Here is an 18951-nt window from a genome sequence, read left to right as displayed (position 1 = left end):
AACCATATCACTTTTAAATAGGTTTACAATTTTTCTTGTATTATGGTCCTTGGGAAAGAAATTCGGCTCAATCGTATATTAAAAAAGGGAAAAATGTTATGTATCCCGCTGGATCACGGAATAAGCAGTGGCCCATTGAGGGGCATTCAAAATATATCCGAACTGATAAACCAAACTCAGGATTCCGGCTTAACATGTTTCCTAGTAAATAAAGGAATCATAAAATCTCTCCCGGCGCCTCCACGTATAGGACTAATTGCCCACATGTCGGCTGCAACCTCCCTTGGCCCCGATCCAAACAACAAGATTTTGATGGGTTCAGTGAAAGAAGCGATAAGATTAGGGGCTGATGCTGTTTCTTTGCATATTAATATAGGTTCAAAAGAAGAGCCAAGTATGCTTTACAAGCTGGGTCAAGTGTCCGATCAATGCAATGAATGGAATATCCCGTTAATTGCGATGATGTATCCTCGTGGAGACAACATTACAAACCCACACGATCCGACTATAGTCGCTCATACAGCTCGAATAGGTGCAGAAGCAGGCGCTGATATAGTTAAGACAGTTTACACGGGTGATGTTGATTCATTTAGAGAGGTCATAAAATCATGCCCTGTCCCGATTGTAATTGCTGGTGGACCAAAGGCTAATACCGACCATGAAATATTACAAATGTGCAATGATGCAATGAAGGCAGGAGCTATTGGCGTAACTTTTGGCAGAAATATTTTTCAACATGATAATCCAAATGAAATAATAAAAGCCTTGCATGCTATTATCATAGAGAACAAGCACTATGGCAGAAACAAATCCAAGAAAAGCGGAAGAAAGTAGAAAGAACCAAAAAGCTAAGAAAATAATACTAAAGCCATTAGCTTATTCTAATTCTGATCTTTCAAGTATTCCTGAATTACATGGCAAAAATAAATTTGTTGATTTTGCTAGTCTCATTACACGGATAAAAGACCAAATTGATTTGATTTATATCGATCCTTCAGAGGAGCTTGATGGTCTGAACAAGAATTCAACTAAAATTAAAACAATTTTTAATTCTAAGGATGCGGATTATGTGATTTTTGAATCAGAACAACAGCTTGACCAAATCAACTCAACAAATCTGACTGCAGGGACCAAAACTGGAGTTTACAAAAAGGTTACCAGTAATCAAGATATAGATGAAATGAAGCGCTTAATAGATAAATTTCATTTATCATTTGTTATTATAGATTTGGATGATTGGAGGATAATACCACTTGAAAATGTTATAGCTTCTCTCCAGAATACCGGTACGGAGATATTCGCGGTTGCAAAATCCATAGAGGAAGTTGAAACTCTGTTCACCGTGTTAGAATTGGGTGTGGACGGAGTACTGATGTCCACAAATAGTGAAGAGGAAATAGCCAGAGCAAGAAAGATCATTAGAAAATCTTTGTTTCAAATAAAAATTGCAGAAATAAAAGAAGTACAAGAGGTAGGTATGGGAGAAAGAGTTTGTATAGATACCGTATCTATGTTGGCTGAAGGGGAGGGAATGCTAGTTGGAAACAAGTCCAATTTTTTGTTTCTAGTACACAACGAATCAATAGGATCATCTTTTACATCACCTCGTCCTTTCAGGGTGAACGCTGGTGCAGTCCATTGTTACACTATAACCCCAGACGGAACAACAAAGTATTTGTCTGAACTTGAATCTGGAAGTCAGGTCTTTATAGTAAACACCAAAGGCGAAGCTCGAATAGTCGGCGTTGGGAGAGCTAAAATAGAATCACGACCGTTACGACTATTTAGAGCAGCAATTAATGATAGTGAGATGGGAACCATCATAGTTCAAAATGCAGAAACTATTAGATTTTTGGATGAGAGCGGTCAAATATTGCCAGTCACTCATGCAAAACGTGGTGATAAGATATTGGTGTATTCAATTCCATCGGTAGGTAGACATTTTGGCATGGAGGTTTCAAACGAATACATACTAGAAAAATGATAAAACAATTCTAAAATTTGTTAAATCTTTTTATCAATGAGTATAAATTTTTAGAGTAATGTGATTATGGACCTTATCCAAAAACTGAATTTGTGTTAATCAGGTCCGAATCTCTATACGATAAAATTTTATTAGGAAACTGTGAAAAGATATTAAAAAATGTTCCTTCTAGAAGTATCCAATTGACTGTGACCTCACCTCCTTATGGGAATGCCATAGACTATGATTTACACACCTCAAAAAGAAACACAGAGAATTATAGAGGGATTCAGAAGGTCAGTTTGGATGATTATATAGAAAACATGGTTACTATTTTTAATAATCAGGTATATCGTGTAACCAAGGAGGGGGGGTATTGCTGTATTGTGATCGCCAACGAGGTTGTGAATGGGACATTAATTCCATTGCCCCACTTGCTATTATCAAAACTAGTGACACCTGGTGGAAACTGGAGTCTTCATGAAGAAATTATTTGGCACAAAGTAACTGGAGGAACCAACAGGTACGGTTCGTTTGTGATAAACCCATACCCCAAATACTACAGGGCAAATATTATGCATGAATTCATTTTAGTATTAAGGAAGGGTGACGTGAAGACCGGAAGGAATCAAAGAAGAGAAATCCTACCGGCTACCCATGAGGAATGGACCAAAGAAATAGCAAATTCTGTGTGGCATATAGCTCCAGTACCTCCAGGTTATATCGAACATCCATGTCCTTTCCCCGAGGAAATACCTTATCGTTTACTTAAAATTTACTCTTACAATGGGGATATTGTACTGGATCCATTTAATGGAAGCGGTCAAACTACAAAGGTAGCTTACAATCTTGATCGACATTTTCTTGGCATTGATATTAAACAGGAATACGTTGATTTGGCAAAAAAAAGAATTTTGAACGAGGATCTACACATTAGACCTGAAGCACTCATAGCAAATTGGAAAAAAATAGCGTCTCATGCGGTGTAGATTTAAGGTCTAAGGGTTAGATCTTAGAGGGCATTTCAACAGGTTCGGTTTAAGCATAGTTTATATTTTTTACTTTTTTTGGTACAAGAGTCTAAGGTAAATGGCACCTGGCGATATGCTTTTCATGGATCACGTAAAAGAATTACGAAATCGATTTTTGAGGATATTAGTTATTACCATTGCAATAATGATTATTTGTACTGTTTTTGGCATCCATCTGGTGACTGTGAATAATTATTCATTTTATTTCCTTGTTCCGACGGTCTATAATAATATCGCAAGTCAGGTGACGATATTTCTAAGTAATAATCTTATTCCACATGGCGTCGATTTGATTCAGACAGCACCCGGACAAGCCCTTTATGCTCAAATTTATGTAGCGATCCTGATTTCAGTTTCTTGTTCAATCCCTTTGATCGTTAGGGAAGTTTTTGGATTCGTTAGTCCTGCTATGTCTTTTAAAAGTCGAGAAAAGGCTTTTTTCATGTACCTGCTACCCACATCGATTCTTTTCATAAGTGGAATGGCATTTTCCTTCTATCTGGCAATCCCAATCACTCTAACATTCTTGTATGAGTACGGACAAACGATTGGCGTCCTTACATTTCTAAACATCTCGGACTTTATTAATTTCGTACTACAGTTTTTCATAGCATTTGGGATCTCCTTTCAATTACCACTCGTTATGTTCATCCTAACGGCTAGCGGTCTTATCAGTCTGCAATTTTGGATAAAGAATCTGAAATATGCACTATTGATAATGATCATCTTTGGTGCAATAATTACTCCTGATGGTAGTGGAATAACAATGTGGTGTATTACGATACCAATGTTGGCACTTTATTTAATTGGGATAGCAATCATAACATTAAAAGAAAAGGGGAACAAGTAAGAGATTACTCAAATCTTACTGAAACCCTTAGTAGTAAGAAAGACATAAAGTAACCTTGCTAGTTCTTTAATTATCTAACTTGTCTATCAATAGAAAATTATGTGCATCAATTCCTGTCATAAATGATACTGATAACGATAAAAGTTTGGTATTAACCGTGAATCAAATAGACGAGGCAATAAGTAGGGGAGTAGATATAATTGAGTGCCGATTTGATTACCTTAGTAGTTTCGAAAATATCGATCTCTATTTAGATATTTTGTCAAGATATCAGGACAAATGCATTTACACAATCAGACCTGAGAATGAAGGTGGCAAATTTTCCAATGATTCCGAGAAAAGGGCTGAGATAATAGCCAAATTTATTCGTAAAAGTCCACTTTTCGTAGATATCGAATACAATTTGATTTCAAGTAACGACTTTATCGCCGATCTGGTTGAAAATGGAAACACCCGAATTCTTGTAAGTTGGCATGATTTTTCTCAAACTCCTGAATTAAATCGCCTTTTAGAACAAGTAAAAAACATGCAAATTTACAGCCCATTTGTAAAGGTAGTTACTACCGCAAGGTCAATAGATGATTCAATAAAGATCTTAAGTATATACCAATCAATTGATACCCACATTAATTTGATAGCTTTTGCAATGGGGGAAACAGGTGTTTTAAGCAGAGTTTTGTGTACGGTGGTGGGTAAAGCCCCATTTACATTTGCATCGGTTGGAGCAGCTCTAGCCCCAGGTCAATTATCGATAGGTCAAATGAAATCAATTTATGATTTGTTTTAGAGAAGATACGTTTGATAAAAATCTAAAATGGATCCGATTGCTTCCTTTACCAATTACCTTTTCTACCATTTTTAGGGCATCAACTTATCCTTATTACCAAAGGATATCGTTCCCCAATTTATTATAGCTTTTAAAATGATTTTATTATGCAATTAGTTATCGTAGCAAATTAAAATCAGAATAAATTATGAATCTTGTAATTTAGAGGAGTATCAATGACTATATATTGTTCCAGACTTGCATTATCAACTTTTTGATGATCACGATGAGAAGAATAATCGATCATCATGATCAAATCAAATACTGCATTTGAGAAAATAAAATTGCAGACTGTAGTAACATGCTAACAATACTTTGTAACTCAAAAAAAGCTTATTTCAATTTTTATTGAATTATATCATTTCATTTAATAGCCCAGAGAAGGGAGGGCGAGCTATGTTAACATGAAAAACAACTAGACAAAAAATACTCTTTAAATCAAACTAGTCAGATGGTGAATGGAATTATGATGCTTTAGAATAAATATGCTTCAAAAACTATTCTGAATATAGTCATGAGCAGTTTTAGTGAGGATACATCTAATCCACAGGTAGCCGCAGATAAATCTACTAAGACTTTTTGTATTATAGGAGATCCCGTTGAGCATTCATTATCCCCTTTGATGCATAATGCTGCGTTTAAGTATCTAAATCTAAATTATTCATACATTGCTTTTAAGGTTAAGATAAACGAACTCGAGGAATCAGTGGAATCGTTGCGCCAAATTAATGTAACAGGGTTCAACGTCACGATTCCGCATAAGGTAGAAATGACAAAATATGTCGACAAATTAACTGAAGAGGCTTCTCTGGCAGGGGCAGTCAATACAGTCAAAAATGAAGACGGAATCCTTTTTGGATATAACACAGATATTTACGGATTGATGGCCCCAATTGAAGAAAGAATATCAAGATTTGAAGGCCTAGAAATTTTGATACTTGGAGCAGGAGGATCAAGCAGAGCAGCGCTAGTAGGACTGTCAAGAAAAAAAGGTATAAAATCGGTATTTGTTGTAAATAGAGATAGGCAAAAACTCTCTAAAGTAATTGAATTGGGCAATACCTTGGGACTAAATTGTATTCCGATGGAGTATTCAGACCATGAGAAATTATCTCATGTTTCCTCGCATTGTAAACTGATTATCAATACTACTTCAGTAGGTCTTAATAACGAAAAAAGTCTTTTAAGCTCAGATTCCATGAGCAACGAATCTATAGTTTTTGACATTATTTACAAACCAATTATGACTGATTTCTTAGATCGTGCAAGAAGCGCTAATGCAAAGGTAATATTTGGATACGAGATGTTACTAAACCAAGGCTATAAATCATTTGAGATATGGACAGGGTTGAATGCACCAAAGGAAGTCATGCGAAAGTCATTACTTGGAATATTTGGGGTACCGAAATAAATGAAAAATTCTTCTGCTTCTGTTACTATGTTTGGTGCCATATCTATAGTAAATGCCATCGCAACAGGCAAGGGGTGTACTTTTGGAATTTCGCAAAAGGTCAAGGTAAAATTATCACTTGAGAAAGGACATCAAGGGATATCCAGAAATTTTGTGAATGATAAACTGGTAAATAAGATAATCAGGAGCATATTGCCTGGTAGTGTTTTGAAAAATCATTTCTTATCTATTAGTCTGACATCTGAAATACCAGCAGGTTGGGGTCTCAAGAGTTCGAGTGCGGTTTCAAATGCAATTTCACTTGCATGCTACAAATTATTGGATGATCAAATCTATGACAGAGCAGTCCTAAGCACAGCGGTCAATTCTTCTTTATGGGCAAAGGTGAGCATGACTGGGGCTTTTGATGATGCTTGTGCATGTTATTATGGTGGAGTAATATTAACTGATAACCACTATAAGAAAATAATAAAAAGAGATGTGGTGAATAACGATCTTGCTGTTGTTATATTTCTGCCTACAGGAGTTGCCAGAGGTGAAGTTCCTAAACTACGAATTCATAAGGACCTGTTCAACCATGCTTTTAGACTAGCCCTAAAAGGAGATTATTGGAAGGCGATGAATCTCAACGGTGTCCTGATAAACTCAATTTTATATAATAATTACGCACCCATGATTAATGCATTCGAAAATCATTGTTTGAGTATTAGTCATTCAGGAAATGGACCAGCTATTGCAGCGGTTTTGTATAAAGACAATGTAGAAAATTTCGTGAATTCTATGGAAAAATTTGACGGAAAAATAATCTCGGCTAAAGTTAATAACACTAAAGCAACCGTTGAATAAATACACAAGATGAGCCGGTTTCAAATCCAATTTATTTAGCATTTGATATCGCAACTAAATGAGATTCGAAATCTTAGTCATCATAAATATGCCTGTTGATATTTTGCAGGAATGCCTAAATAACCAGATAATTGATAAAAATGGATCTATCAAACAACAAGGTAAACTACAATATTATATCAATCAATGAGAGCAAGAATTCTACAGAGAAAACAGTTAGAAAGATAGAGAGGCTGATTCTCTTAATGAATTTTGCCTATGAATAAGTTTAACGGTTATTCTAATCACTACTTTTGAAAAGAAAAGGTATTTGAGAAGATTATTCGGTCAGCTTTAGATTCAATACAGAGATTACTTGTAAGTCAGATGAATCTCCACATTCAATGACCTTCAAGGCCCGCGAGAAGAAAGAAAAGATATTGTTAATTTGTTTCATAAATCCTCATAACAAATCCTATTTGACTTAAAGTAGGTTTTATGTGGGCTATTGAGAATAGCAATATTGATATTAATTTTCTGTGAATAATATAGCAGGTCATCTACGTGGAAATAAAAGTAAAAAAATCCCAACTATGCGGGGAGATCAATTGTCCTCCAAGCAAAAGTTATAGTCACCGGGCCATATTGATATCTAGCCTTTCTTGTGGCAAATCCCACATAGAAAATGTCCTAATCTCTAGAGACACGCTTGCATCGATTGACTGTGTCAAAATGTTAGGTGTCATCGTTAATCCTTTAAATAAAGAGTCCAATTATTCAGAGACTTCTAAATTTGATAACCTGGAAAATTATCAAGCATATCTTGTTAGTGGGCCCAGGTATGATAAAGTTAGTTTATCCGGTATGCAGGATCTCACAGTTGAAAGCAACGGAGGAAGGAGAGGTTTTAAAACACCGGATGATGTGTTAAATGCTGACAATTCAGGTACGACCATTAGAATTGCTACATCCATGTGTTCTTTGGTAAATGATGGTTATAGTATTCTAACTGGTGATAAGAGTCTTCGAAAAAGACCCATGGGTGATCTGATCAACGCGTTAAATCAATTGGGCGTCAGTTGCTTTTCCACAAATAGCAAAAACTTTCCTCCACTTGTCGTAAAGGGTGGTGGTTTTAAAGGAGGAACGGCTAAGATTAGAGGAGATATTTCTAGCCAATTCATATCATCAATCCTTCTCTCCGGAATATATTCTCAAACTCCAACTACGATCCAAGTCTTAGGCAACCAAGTTTCCAAACCATATATTGACTCAACTATTTTTATTATGAAAAAATTTGGTGTTGAAGTGGAGAATTCTTCAAATAGGGAATTTCTTCAGAATTTGAGAGATGGTTCAGATGATTCAAAAGAGTCCAAACCAATTCTAAATATCTCAGAGGAATATAGACTACCTATAAAATGTGATTACAAAGCCCAAACCTTTCGAGTGCCTGGTGATTTTTCTACTGCTGCATTGCTATTGTCCGCAGCCATTATGTCAGAAGGTGTTCTGGTAATAAAGAATTTGGATTTTACGATGCCTCAGGGAGATATGGAAATAATTAATATAATCAAGAGAATGGGGGGTAGAATTGAAACCGACAAGAGCAAAGGAGTGGCTAAAATAGATGGATCGGATAAATTAGAAGGCGGAGACTTTAATTTGGTTGCTACCCCAGATTTACTTCCGGTAGTAGCAATTTTGTCACTAAAGGCTAAAGAAAAGACTATCATAACTGGTGTGTCGCATGCAAGATATAAGGAAACTGACCGTGTCTCTATTATTTCCTCTCAACTAGCAAAATTTGGGGCTCAAATAAAAGAAGAAAACGATTCAATAACTATATACCCTCCAGACAAATTAAAAAATGCGGTAATCAATTCATTTGACGATCACAGACTCTTTATGGCCTTTACGATAGCTGGTTTATCTACAGACTATTCCATTATCGATAGTGCAGATTCCGTTGATGTATCCTTTCCAAATTTCATAAGTGAGTTGAAAGGGATAGGCGCCCAAATTGAGTATTTGGTAACGTGAAATTGTTGACTATGATTTGTGAACATCCAAGCATAACTTGTAAGATGTAGATTAAATATTAAAAATAATAATATATCAGAATTACAACTAAAAATTTATTCATGCCTTCAAATACGCTTGGGGATTGCTTCACGTTATCAAGTTTTGGTGAGAGCCATGGCCAATGCATAGGAGCTATAATAGATGGGTGTCCAGCAGGACTACGTCTCTCGGAGGCAGATGTTCAGCCATTACTTGATTTAAGGAAGCCCGGACAATCAATCATTACAACCCAGAGGAGGGAAACTGATACAGTGGAAATACTTTCAGGTGTTTTCAATGGATTCACAACTGGTGCTCCCATCAGCATGATTATTTGGAACAAGGACTCTGATTCTCGTTCATATGATGATTTCGTATCAAAGCCAAGACCTGGTCATGCAGACTATACTGCTTTTTCAAAATATGGAGGATTCAATGACTTTAGGGGAAGTGGACGATTTTCAGGCAGGTTAACTGCGACTATAGCGATGGGAGGAGCCGTAGCGTTGAAAATATTAAAGAATTATTTAAATATTGAAATAATAAGTTATACAAAATCTATTGGAGATATAACAATGGATACTGCTGACATACCATTTGACACGCTTTCTAAAAACAGATATCTTAATGATGTTCGTTGCCCTGACCAGGATATAGCAATGAGAATGAGGGATTTGATATTGTCCGCTAGAAGAGAAGGTGATTCATTGGGAGGTGTAATCGAGTGCGTAGCACAAGGAGTGCCAGTAGGATTAGGCGAACCAATTTTTGAATCAATAGAGTCTGAGATATCAAAAGGTATTTTCAGCATTCCTGCGGTTAAAGGACTTGAATTTGGATCTGGATTTAGCGGTTCGGCTATGAGGGGGTCTGAGAATAATGATTCATTCTCTATTGATAAATCCACTGGCAAAATAATTACTGATACAAATAAATCAGGAGGAATATTGGGTGGGATTACAGATGGAATGCCAATAGTATTTAGAGTTGCTTTCAAACCGGCTGCATCCATCCCAAAACCTCAGAAGACAGTAGATTTGAAGGATATGACGGAATCTCAATTAATTGTATCCGGTAGACATGATCCGTGTGTAGTCCCCAGGGCCCCGCCTGTAGTAGATAGCATTACAGCAATCGTGTTGCTAGATTTTTGTCTAAAATCTAATCTTGTGCCAAGGGTAATACGTTAGGGATTCGAAGATGACGATAGAAGAAGTTAGTATTTTGAGGAATGACATGAAAGAAATTACAAAGCAAATCATGCAACTAGTCAATCAAAGGATGGAGATTGCGAGGAAAATCGGAGCGATAAAGACCAATTTGGACCTTGAGATTATTGACGATAAGGTAGAATTAGGTATCAAGAGCTATTTGTTTAGTAACCCTGAATATTTGAATTTGGATCCAGAATTTTCTGGAAGGATTGTCAATATGCTAATTAACGAATCAATTAGAATTCAGAATTTGGAAAAAAATAAACTCAATGGTAAGCAAGAAATAATTGAACATAAAACAAATTCTTCGGTTCAGCCTACTAAATCCCCTCCTACGAAGGACGAACATAAGATCCATAAATTTGAAATCAAATCTCATTTGGATGTCTTTAATGCAGCAAAAAATCTAGAACTACAAGGATTTAAGATAATACACATGGAGGTTGGAGAACCTGATTTTCTACCACCGGTTGAAGTTAAGAATGAATTAACCAGGATTTATGAAATGCGCAGGTTTCATTATACTCAGACTGCGGGTATCAGAGATTTGCGGAAAGGTTTGTCCAATCATCTTGCTAATATCTCAGCTAAAAATGGATTTGATATTTTTGAACCAATAAGTCCTGACAAGATTATTGTTACCCCCGGAGGCCGGTTCGGGATATTTTGTTCGTTTTCCGCACTTTTGAGACCGGGTGATGAAATTATTACCATTGAACCAGCTTGGCCGGCTTGCTTTGATTGTGCAAATTACCTTGGTGTAAAAAATAGGGTAGTAAAGACTAGTTTGGAACAGAACTGGGAGCCTGACATTTCTGAAATAGAAAATCAAATTAATATTAATACAAAAATAATCTGTCTAAATTATCCTAATAATCCAACTGGTAAAATACTGAACAAAAAATCTTACGACAAAATAGTAGAATTAGCTCGCAAGAATGGAATTTATTTACTCAGTGATGAAGTTTATTCTAACTATGCTTATGAACCTTATCGAAGTGTTATTAATTTTGACTATGACAAATCAATACTATTGGGCTCTTTTTCAAAAACATTTGCGATGACGGGATTTAGGGTCGGCTATGTGTATTCTAGAAATGCCTCATTAATCAACAAGCTCATCAAAATACAAGCATTGGCTTTAACATCAGTGGCAGAGCCAATGCAATCTTGTGCCTTGCTAGCACTAAATTCCGATCCTGAGAGAAATAACAAAATAATGAAGAAGCGTTTAGAAATAATGTGTGAGCATTTGAAAAAATTACCATTTGAATATGTATTCCCAGATGGGGCAATGTATGTCTTTGCAAGGATCAGGCGTGATCTAGATTTGACAGACTTGAAGTTAGTGGAATTATTGTTAAACCATGGAGTTGCCGTAGCACCGGGAAGTGGATTCGGATCAAATTATTCTAATTACATAAGATTATCTACGTGTCTAGAGGAAACGAAAATGATCAAAGGATTGGAAATCATTAGTGATTTGGTTGGTAAACTTTAAGTATTATTTTTTCTACGATAATCTTTACTTTGACCTGAAATAACTGAAATGGCAAATATCCTAATAGTTGGAGCCGCCGGAAGAATGGGAAAATGGTTTTTTGATTATCTTATTAATTTACGTAAAGAACAATCTGAAGATCAACATTTAAGCAAAAAAACTATTAAAGTAGAAAAGATTTTCTTAGTTGACATTAGTAGGGCAGATTACTTAAATATCTCAGAGACCGTGAATGTTTTTGTTTCAAAGAGTATTAGCAAGTTTGTTAAAGATTCAAACATAATCATTTTATGTACTCCTATCAAGGAAACGCTTAAAATCCTTGATAAAATTACAATGATGCTAAGACCAGGAACAATTGTTATAGAAATATCTTCTGTCAAAAATCCTATTCATAATTATATTTCAAACTTATCCCAGAAATATAATTCTATGAAATTTCTTTGTATCCATCCTATGTTTGGACCAGGAGCTCAAATAAAATCTTCAAAGAATATAATAATGTATGTGCCACTAGGTTTATCTGATGTAAACAGGGAATCAAGAATACTTGGTAAGTTGTTTCCAAGATTCAAAAGATTCTTAATAAGTACGTCAGAAAAACACGATACTCTTATTGCTATTCTTATAAGTTTAGTTTACTTTATTAATCTTGTTTTCTCGAGACTTTTGATTGAAATTTCAACTAGTAAGACATTCAAAAACGAAAAAGATTTGTTAAAACTGTTAAAACAGTTATCGGGAAGCTCATATAGGATTCAATCGTTACTAAGTGAGAGTATATTAACTGATGAAGTACCACTTTATTTGAATCTATTTCTAGGTAGCGACAAATCAATCGAGATAATTAACAAGTATGGCAAGATTTATGAGAGGGTATCAAAGAAAGTAGAACAAAAAGACGAAAAGTACTTGCAAAACCTTGTAATCAATACGAGAAAAAAAATTAAGAAGCAAATAGATATAGATTATTCGTATGATTTGCTTTACCGGTTTTTAAATAATTAAACTAGTCAATGGATATATATGGATCAATAAGAACATATATGATTTCATTTTCATTTTAAAGCATGACAATAAGGAGATGGCTTGACAATGAAGTCTCTTTGGATCCATTAAGGAATCTAAAGATTGCTGTCATTGGTTATGGTATTCAAGGTGCGGCACAGGCATCTAATATGAAAGATTCCGGTCTAAATGTTTGTGTTGGTTTGCGTCCAGGAGGGAAGACGTGGGCAAAAGCAGAAAATGATAATCACGAAGTAAAAGTTGTTAGTGATGCAGTTAAAGACTCTGATATTATACATATTTTAATTCCAGATATGGAACAAGAAGAAACTTTTAAGACTGAAATCGCACCATATTTGACTGAAAATAAGACGATCAGTTTTTCACATGGTGCTGCTATACATTGGAAGTGGATCGATCCTCCTAAAAATATTGATGTCATAATGATTGCACCGAAAGGACCAGGTCAAAGAGTCCGTGAATTGTACTTAGACGGATTCGGGACACCTTCTCTTGTTGCTGTACATCAAGACTATACAAAAAAAGCTTGGGAAAAAACATTGGCACTCGCCAAATCAATAGGAAGTACAAAACCTGGGGTTTTGGAGACCACATTCAAAGAAGAAGTAGAAACAGATTGGTTTGGGGAGCAAGTAGATTTGTGTGGAGGGGTACACCAAATGATCCTTAAATCATTTGAGACACTGGTAGAAGCAGGTTATCAACCAGAAATTGCCTATTTTGAATGCTTGCACGAGCTAAAATTAATTGTAGACTTGGTTCAAAAGTATGGTATTACAGGTATGTATACCAGGGTCAGTGAAACAGCAAGATATGGTGGGCTTACCCGGGGTAAACGCGTAATTGACACAGACTCTAAGGCAAAAATGAAGGAAGTATTAGCAGAGATCCAATCAGGACAGTTTGCAAACGAGTGGGTCAACAATTACAAGAAGGAAAAGAAATTGGCTTTTAGAGGGATGTTGCAGGAGTTGGAAAATCATGAGATTGAAAAAGTCGGCAAGGATCTAAGGAAAATGATGTGGCCGCAAGAAAAGGTAGAGTAATAGTCAAGACTCATCATTTAGCGTTACAAATAAACTATTTCTATTTTACATTTTTTACAATATGTTCGATAATTTTATCTAGGGATGTGCCAGGTCCAAAATTTCCGGTAATCCCTGCCTTTTCTAATTCATTCTTATCTGATTCGGGTATTACCACTCCGCCCACCAACAAAATGTCCTGAACGTTCTGTTCCTCTAATAATCGAGATACTTTAGGAAACAAAGTTAAGTGCGCACCGTTAGGTAAACTCATGGCAATTACATCTACATCCTCCTCAATTGCTGTCTTTGCAACTTGTTGGGGTGTACAAAATAATCCCGAATAAATTACCTCCATGCCCGAACCCCTGAGCGCTCTACAGATTACCAAAGCTCCTCGATCGTGACCATCCAAACCCAGCTTTGTAACCAAAATCCTAATTTTCTTTTGAGATAGGTCCTTAAATTATCCTTCTCTGCAGTCCCCTTTATCAATGAAGTGCCTATATATTATGATAACACATATCCAGAGCTTAAAATATTTTTTATCCTAATTAGATGATTTGTTATCATCAATATTATTAGACGGTAATAATATCAATTTGAACTTTATCATAGTAAGGCTTTAATGTAAAGATCTACTATGTAGATTCACTAAAAATAAATGACTGTAAATGGGATTCAAAACTATCAACATTTTTCAAGAAATTTCTATTCCAACGAAATCATTTATAAGATAATCGAAAAAAGAGTTGTTGACAGTCACGAATTAAAGGATTTGTTGATTAACGCTGAGATTAAGGATCTTAACCTTTTGGCCGCATTTCTTCGCAATAGGCAAGAAAACAAGGTTGTAACTTATTCAAGAAAGGTTTTTATCAATTTGATAAATTTGTGCAAAGATTCATGCTCTTATTGTACCTATAAGAAGGAGCCAACGAACCATGAAGCTGTGATGCTGAACCCTTCTCAAGCAATAGCAATTGCTAAGCTTGGAAGGAAGGCAAGATGTACAGAAGCACTGATTGTAACCGGTGAGAGACCAGAGACAAGATATAGCGAGGCTAAAAGGTGGCTTACATTACTTGGACATCGGAATTTGTCTGAATTATTAGCAGATTTGAGTGAAAAAATAGTATCACAGACTGGAATGTTACCACATACTAATGCTGGCAGTTTAACAAAGAAAGAGATGTCTATGCTAAGATCTACAAATGCGAGTTTGGGTATGATGTTAGAAAATTCGAGTTACCGATTGACTGAAAAAGGGCAAGCTCATGAAAAAGCTCCAAGCAAGAATCCTAAAGTAAGATTAAGATCTTTAATCTCTGCAGGTGAGCTTAATTTTCCAATAACTACAGGATTATTGGTAGGCATAGATGAAAGTTTTAGTGAAATCATTGAATCATTGTTACTAATAAATGATGTTAATAAGAAATACGGCCACATTCAAGAAGTAATTATGCAAAATTTCATACCAAAGAAAGGGACCATGATGGAGTATGCAAAATCACCATCATATCCTTACTTTTTAAGATGTATCGCAGCAGCTCGAATAATTTTACAAGATATTAGTCTACAAGTCCCACCGAACCTAAGCCCTAACGTATATTCTAATTACCTTGATGCGGGAATCAATGATTGGGGTGGGATTTCACCGATTACACCTGATCACGTCAATCCAGAATCACCTTGGCCGACTATTGAAAATGTTGGTGTTGTAACTAGAGAAAAAGGCTTTGTATTAAGGGCACGTCTGCCGGTGTATCCAAAATACATAATTAACTCGGAATTATCAGGGAAATTCGTCCACAAAGACCTTAAAGACTATATAGAACCGTTGATAGATAAATACGGCTTGGTCAAAGAGGAGTTTATTAACAATGAATATTGACAGTATTTTTAGAAACATCGATCCGGAAATCTCTTCGATCCTTGGAAGAGCCTTAGACGGAAAGGAAATTTCCTCACCAGATACGCTAAAGCTTTTAAATGCTACTGGACAAAGTTTGTCTGTAATCACTCTAGTTGCTGATGAGTTGAGAAGACGGGCAAATGGTGAAATTGTCTCTTATGTCATTAATAGAAATATTAACTTTACAAATGTCTGTATAAAACAATGTGGTTTTTGTGCGTTTAGCAGAGATTTTAGGGTCGAAGAGGGTTATCTTTTACCAATTGAAGAGATAGTAAGAAGGGCTAAGGAAGCATGGCAATTTGGGGCCACTGAAATATGCATCCAGGCAGGGTTACCTCCTAAAATGGATGGATTTTTTTATATAGATTTATGCAGAGCCATAAAGAAGGAATTGCCCGAGATTCATATTCACGCTTTTTCCCCAGAGGAGATATTGTATGGATCGAAATTGTCTAATAACAAAGTTCATGATTATCTGGGAATGCTAAAGGAAGCGGGCCTAGGTAGTTTGCCTGGCACTTCCGCCGAAATTCTTGTCAAAGAGATTAGGGACAAAATTTCCCCCGGCCGTATTAGTATAGAGCAATGGATAGATATTATTTCCACGGCACACAAGCTTGACATCCCGACCACTTCAACAATAATGTACGGACACATTGAAAGCAGTAGCGATATTGTATCTCATCTGGAGATAATAAGAAACATCCAGAGACAAACCGGGAAATTCACCGAATTTGTTCCTTTGAGTTATGTGCACTATGATGCCCCGATGTCTAACCATCATTTAGTCAAAGATATAAGGCCCGGTGCAGATGGTCTGGAAATTTTGAAAATACACGCAATTTCGCGAATTTTCTTTAATAATTTTATTAATAACCTTCAGGTTTCATGGGTTAAAGAAGGACCTAAATTGTCGCAAATTTTGCTTAATTCGGGTGCAAATGACTTGGGTGGTTGTCTGATTAACGAGAGTATTTCAACTTCTGCAGGATCGCAATATGGACAATTTATGAGGCCAGTGGATATGCGTAAAATCATAAAGGCAGCAGGTAAGATACCCGCACAGAGAACATCAAAATATGAGATAATAAAAGATTTTAGGACTAGTGAGGAAATTGAATCAGAGAATTCCCTTGACAAAATCGATCCTGATAGATTCGGTTCATACAATGAATTGATAAAACTAAATAGCTTTAGGTTCAAGAAAGGCTAAAAACAGGTTATGAAATTTTGGTTGATATAGATGCCTGTCTCTACCGTAATGGATATGCGAAGATAACAAAAATATTTATGTCTTACTTCTAAACATAAAGTAAAATTTGCATTTTGACGATAATAGCGAAGAATTTAGAACCGATATCTTGAGAGGACTGTCTAATCCCATCCAGAAATCAATACCCTCAAAATATTTATACGACCATAAAGGTTCTTACTTGTTCGAACAAATTACGGTTCAACCTGAATATTATCCAACTAGAATTGAAAATGGTATACTAGAAGAATATTCTCACATGATATTAGAAAATATTCCGAAAGAAATCATCTTAATAGAAATGGGAAGTGGTAGTTCAAAAAAGACCAAACATCTCTTTGACACAATTTTGAAAAGACAAGATAAACTATACTACTTTCCAATTGATATTTCATTCAATTTTTTGGATTCTGTAGTAACCGAACTGGAAACACAGAATGAGAAAATAAGGATCAAAGGGATCCCAAATGATTATATAAATGGTATCAAAGACTGTAATAGTATACTGTTTGAGAATAATTTTAAGTTTGATTCATTTTCTAGACTAATAGTTTTCTTTGGTTCTAGTATTGGAAATTTTGAAATTAATGAAGCTAGAGACTTTTTGAAAGATGTGCGACTCAATATGAATGATAAGGACTTTTTGCTCGTTGGGTTTGATATGATAAAGGATGAATTTCTGATTGAACCGGCTTATAACGATAAAGCCGGTTTCACGGCTCAATTTAATTTGAACCTGTTAACCCGAATGAACAGAGAGTTAGGGAGTAATTTTGATCTTCATCAATATTTGCACTATGCCTTTTTCAACAAAGAAAAAGATCGCATCGAAATGCATATTAAATCTAAATCGGATCAAGAAGTTAGAATATCAGGTTGTAACAAAATATTTCAACTATCTAAGGATGAAACCATTCATACAGAAAGCTCGTACAAATATAGTAGGGACAAGATCCAAAAATTAGCAACTAGATCGGGCTTTTCCCTGGAGAAGATTTTCTCTGATAACAATAATTGGTTCAATCTTGTCTTGCTAAAACCGTCTTGAGGTTTTAACATTCTCCTGGTCTTATATAGATTCAAGGAACTATTAGATTAATTAGATGTTAATCATTGCTCAAGACCGATTGACTAAGAATTGTCCAATACCGTGACAAGATTATTATTCTATTGATGCAAATAGTAATAATTTTTTGTCACAACTATATGGATCATTGAAATATTGCGTCATTAGAGACATAATTATGAAGAGGGAAAGTATGTGATGAGAAACGTTTAGATCGAATATGATAGTATTGTCTACTCATCTCTAGCCAGCAAGTATCAAATCGTCTGAAACCTTTTCAAATAGATTTCTCTGATCTAAAAGGATTTTACATTCCATTTATTTAGTCTCAAAGATTTTATTATTTGGCATAGGTGAGCAAAACTTATTATAAAGTAAGACTTGGCGATAGTACTTTGGTTTATTTATTTGCTCCTGAAAAAGGAGAATCGGTCCAAGTTTGATAAATATTTCTAATCCGCTCTACTGCGTTAATCTCTACAAAGATTTTTCTTACCGATTTAGAAACTAATTCTTGCCATTTGGGGCTGTTCTCAAGGATCAACTTCCTAATTACAGAGCCTTTTAATATATTTTCTTGAAATAGCTTTGGTTCTCTGATTAGTACGGTTTCGCTTTTAAGTAAGTTTATGACAAAATTATTTCCGGTATAAAGAACCTTAAATGGCGGACTCATTGACTTAATATTGCTAAACCATCTTGAATTATTTTCATCATCAGTCACGTTAACCAAGAATACTCTTGACATGTCAATTTTTGATTCTATAAGAGTATCTCTAATCATCCAAAGCCTTTCTCCGGCCGTGAATGGGTTTTTTGGCGTGTAATTAGCCTGAGAACTACCTACGAGAATAATTATTTCTTCCTTTTCATTCAATATCTGACGAACTAATTCCAAGTGTCCTAGATGGAAGGGTTGAAATCGTCCAATCATAGCGGCTGCCTCCAAGCTAGTTGTCATCCTGATCTAAGAAGA

The 18951-nt window shown here is 35.5% G+C and carries 17 protein-coding genes; 15 read left to right on the top strand and 2 right to left on the bottom strand.

The features are described 5' to 3' along the window. Window positions 1-42 precede the first annotated feature (42 nt). The 12 genes from NMY3_RS11280 to ilvC all read left to right on the top strand — a co-directional run bounded on the left by NMY3_RS11280 (window position 43) and on the right by ilvC (window position 13760). A complete protein-coding gene (locus NMY3_RS11280; protein WP_196815951.1) occupies window positions 43-834 on the top strand; it encodes a 2-amino-3,7-dideoxy-D-threo-hept-6-ulosonate synthase in 792 nt (263 codons plus the stop codon). Beyond that, a complete protein-coding gene (locus tag NMY3_RS11275) occupies window positions 797-1984 on the top strand; it encodes a 3-dehydroquinate synthase II (protein WP_231100029.1) in 1188 nt (395 codons plus the stop codon). The genes NMY3_RS11280 and NMY3_RS11275 overlap by 38 nt, the downstream gene beginning before the upstream one ends. Before the next feature lie 188 nt (window positions 1985-2172). Then, a complete protein-coding gene (locus tag NMY3_RS11270) occupies window positions 2173-2952 on the top strand; it encodes a DNA-methyltransferase (RefSeq protein WP_231100419.1) in 780 nt (259 codons plus the stop codon). A 100-nt stretch (window positions 2953-3052) separates the two neighbouring features. Further along, window positions 3053-3844, top strand: a complete 792-nt coding sequence (gene tatC / locus NMY3_RS11265) for a twin-arginine translocase subunit TatC (protein WP_196815949.1) — start codon at window positions 3053-3055, stop codon at window positions 3842-3844. Window positions 3845-3923: 79 nt separating this feature from the next. Next, window positions 3924-4631 carry a type I 3-dehydroquinate dehydratase gene (aroD, locus tag NMY3_RS11260; RefSeq protein ID WP_196815948.1) on the top strand — a complete coding sequence of 236 codons (708 nt, stop codon included), beginning with the start codon at window positions 3924-3926 and terminating at the stop codon, window positions 4629-4631. A gap of 553 nt (window positions 4632-5184) precedes the next feature. Continuing rightward, window positions 5185-6081 carry a shikimate dehydrogenase gene (locus tag NMY3_RS11255; protein WP_196815947.1) on the top strand — a complete coding sequence of 299 codons (897 nt, stop codon included), beginning with the start codon at window positions 5185-5187 and terminating at the stop codon, window positions 6079-6081. Continuing rightward, a complete protein-coding gene (locus NMY3_RS11250; RefSeq protein ID WP_196815946.1) occupies window positions 6082-6927 on the top strand; it encodes a shikimate kinase in 846 nt (281 codons plus the stop codon). 543 nt (window positions 6928-7470) lie between these two features. Continuing rightward, window positions 7471-8949: a 3-phosphoshikimate 1-carboxyvinyltransferase gene (locus NMY3_RS11245; protein WP_196815945.1), complete on the top strand. Its 1479-nt coding sequence runs from the start codon at window positions 7471-7473 to the stop codon at window positions 8947-8949. Window positions 8950-9050: 101 nt separating this feature from the next. Then, window positions 9051-10160 (top strand): chorismate synthase, encoded by a 1110-nt coding sequence (gene aroC / locus NMY3_RS11240; protein ID WP_196815944.1) that lies wholly within the window; start codon window positions 9051-9053, stop codon window positions 10158-10160. 10 nt (window positions 10161-10170) lie between these two features. Continuing rightward, the gene (locus NMY3_RS11235) at window positions 10171-11685 is read left to right on the top strand and encodes an aminotransferase class I/II-fold pyridoxal phosphate-dependent enzyme (RefSeq protein WP_196815943.1); all 1515 of its coding nucleotides are present in this window, start codon (window positions 10171-10173) and stop codon (window positions 11683-11685) included. Between the two features lie 48 nt (window positions 11686-11733). Then, window positions 11734-12693, top strand: coding sequence for a prephenate dehydrogenase/arogenate dehydrogenase family protein (locus NMY3_RS11230; RefSeq protein WP_196815942.1), 960 nt, complete (start codon window positions 11734-11736; stop codon window positions 12691-12693). 62 nt (window positions 12694-12755) lie between these two features. After that, window positions 12756-13760, top strand: a complete 1005-nt coding sequence (gene ilvC / locus NMY3_RS11225; protein WP_196815941.1) for a ketol-acid reductoisomerase — start codon at window positions 12756-12758, stop codon at window positions 13758-13760. Between the two features lie 40 nt (window positions 13761-13800). On the opposite strand, the gene NMY3_RS11220 is transcribed toward ilvC, so the two are convergent. Beyond that, entirely contained in the window at window positions 13801-14175 is a 375-nt protein-coding gene (locus NMY3_RS11220) for a cobalamin B12-binding domain-containing protein (protein WP_257720027.1), read from the bottom strand. A 228-nt stretch (window positions 14176-14403) separates the two neighbouring features. Here NMY3_RS11220 and cofG point away from each other — a divergent pair, with 228 nt between their 5' ends. From cofG to egtD, 3 genes are all read left to right on the top strand, one after another. Next, a complete protein-coding gene (gene cofG, locus NMY3_RS11215) occupies window positions 14404-15633 on the top strand; it encodes a 7,8-didemethyl-8-hydroxy-5-deazariboflavin synthase CofG (protein ID WP_196815940.1) in 1230 nt (409 codons plus the stop codon). After that, entirely contained in the window at window positions 15623-16870 is a 1248-nt protein-coding gene (cofH, locus tag NMY3_RS11210; RefSeq protein WP_196815939.1) for a 5-amino-6-(D-ribitylamino)uracil--L-tyrosine 4-hydroxyphenyl transferase CofH, read from the top strand. Before cofG ends, cofH begins: the two co-directional genes overlap by 11 nt. A gap of 106 nt (window positions 16871-16976) precedes the next feature. Beyond that, window positions 16977-17957: an L-histidine N(alpha)-methyltransferase gene (gene egtD / locus NMY3_RS11205; RefSeq protein ID WP_196815938.1), complete on the top strand. Its 981-nt coding sequence runs from the start codon at window positions 16977-16979 to the stop codon at window positions 17955-17957. A gap of 418 nt (window positions 17958-18375) precedes the next feature. Here egtD and NMY3_RS11200 read toward each other — a convergent pair whose 3' ends face one another. Further along, on the bottom strand, window positions 18376-18936 hold the full coding sequence (locus tag NMY3_RS11200; protein ID WP_196815937.1) for a nicotinamide-nucleotide adenylyltransferase: 561 nt from the start codon (window positions 18934-18936) through the stop codon (window positions 18376-18378). Window positions 18937-18951 lie beyond the last annotated feature (15 nt).

The organism is Candidatus Nitrosocosmicus oleophilus, assembly GCF_000802205.1.
Classification (GTDB): domain Archaea; phylum Thermoproteota; class Nitrososphaeria; order Nitrososphaerales; family Nitrososphaeraceae; genus Nitrosocosmicus; species Nitrosocosmicus oleophilus.
This window is presented reverse-complemented; position numbering and strand designations above follow the sequence as displayed.

Bases quoted from the DNA above. Each gene is read 5' to 3' on its own strand.
- ilvC (WP_196815941.1), top strand. From the start codon at position 12,756: ATGACAATAAGGAGATGGCTTGACAATGAAGTCTCTTTGGATCCATTA.
- NMY3_RS11280 (WP_196815951.1), top strand. From the start codon at position 43: ATGGTCCTTGGGAAAGAAATTCGGCTCAATCGTATATTAAAAAAGGGA.
- NMY3_RS11250 (WP_196815946.1), top strand. From the start codon at position 6,082: ATGAAAAATTCTTCTGCTTCTGTTACTATGTTTGGTGCCATATCTATA.
- NMY3_RS11235 (WP_196815943.1), top strand. From the start codon at position 10,171: ATGACGATAGAAGAAGTTAGTATTTTGAGGAATGACATGAAAGAAATT.
- NMY3_RS11275 (WP_231100029.1), top strand. From the start codon at position 797: ATGGCAGAAACAAATCCAAGAAAAGCGGAAGAAAGTAGAAAGAACCAA.
- NMY3_RS11230 (WP_196815942.1), top strand. From the start codon at position 11,734: ATGGCAAATATCCTAATAGTTGGAGCCGCCGGAAGAATGGGAAAATGG.
- cofG (WP_196815940.1), top strand. From the start codon at position 14,404: ATGACTGTAAATGGGATTCAAAACTATCAACATTTTTCAAGAAATTTC.
- NMY3_RS11200 (WP_196815937.1), bottom strand. From the start codon at position 18,936: ATGACAACTAGCTTGGAGGCAGCCGCTATGATTGGACGATTTCAACCC.
- aroC (WP_196815944.1), top strand. From the start codon at position 9,051: ATGCCTTCAAATACGCTTGGGGATTGCTTCACGTTATCAAGTTTTGGT.
- tatC (WP_196815949.1), top strand. From the start codon at position 3,053: ATGGCACCTGGCGATATGCTTTTCATGGATCACGTAAAAGAATTACGA.
- cofH (WP_196815939.1), top strand. From the start codon at position 15,623: ATGAATATTGACAGTATTTTTAGAAACATCGATCCGGAAATCTCTTCG.
- NMY3_RS11255 (WP_196815947.1), top strand. From the start codon at position 5,185: ATGAGCAGTTTTAGTGAGGATACATCTAATCCACAGGTAGCCGCAGAT.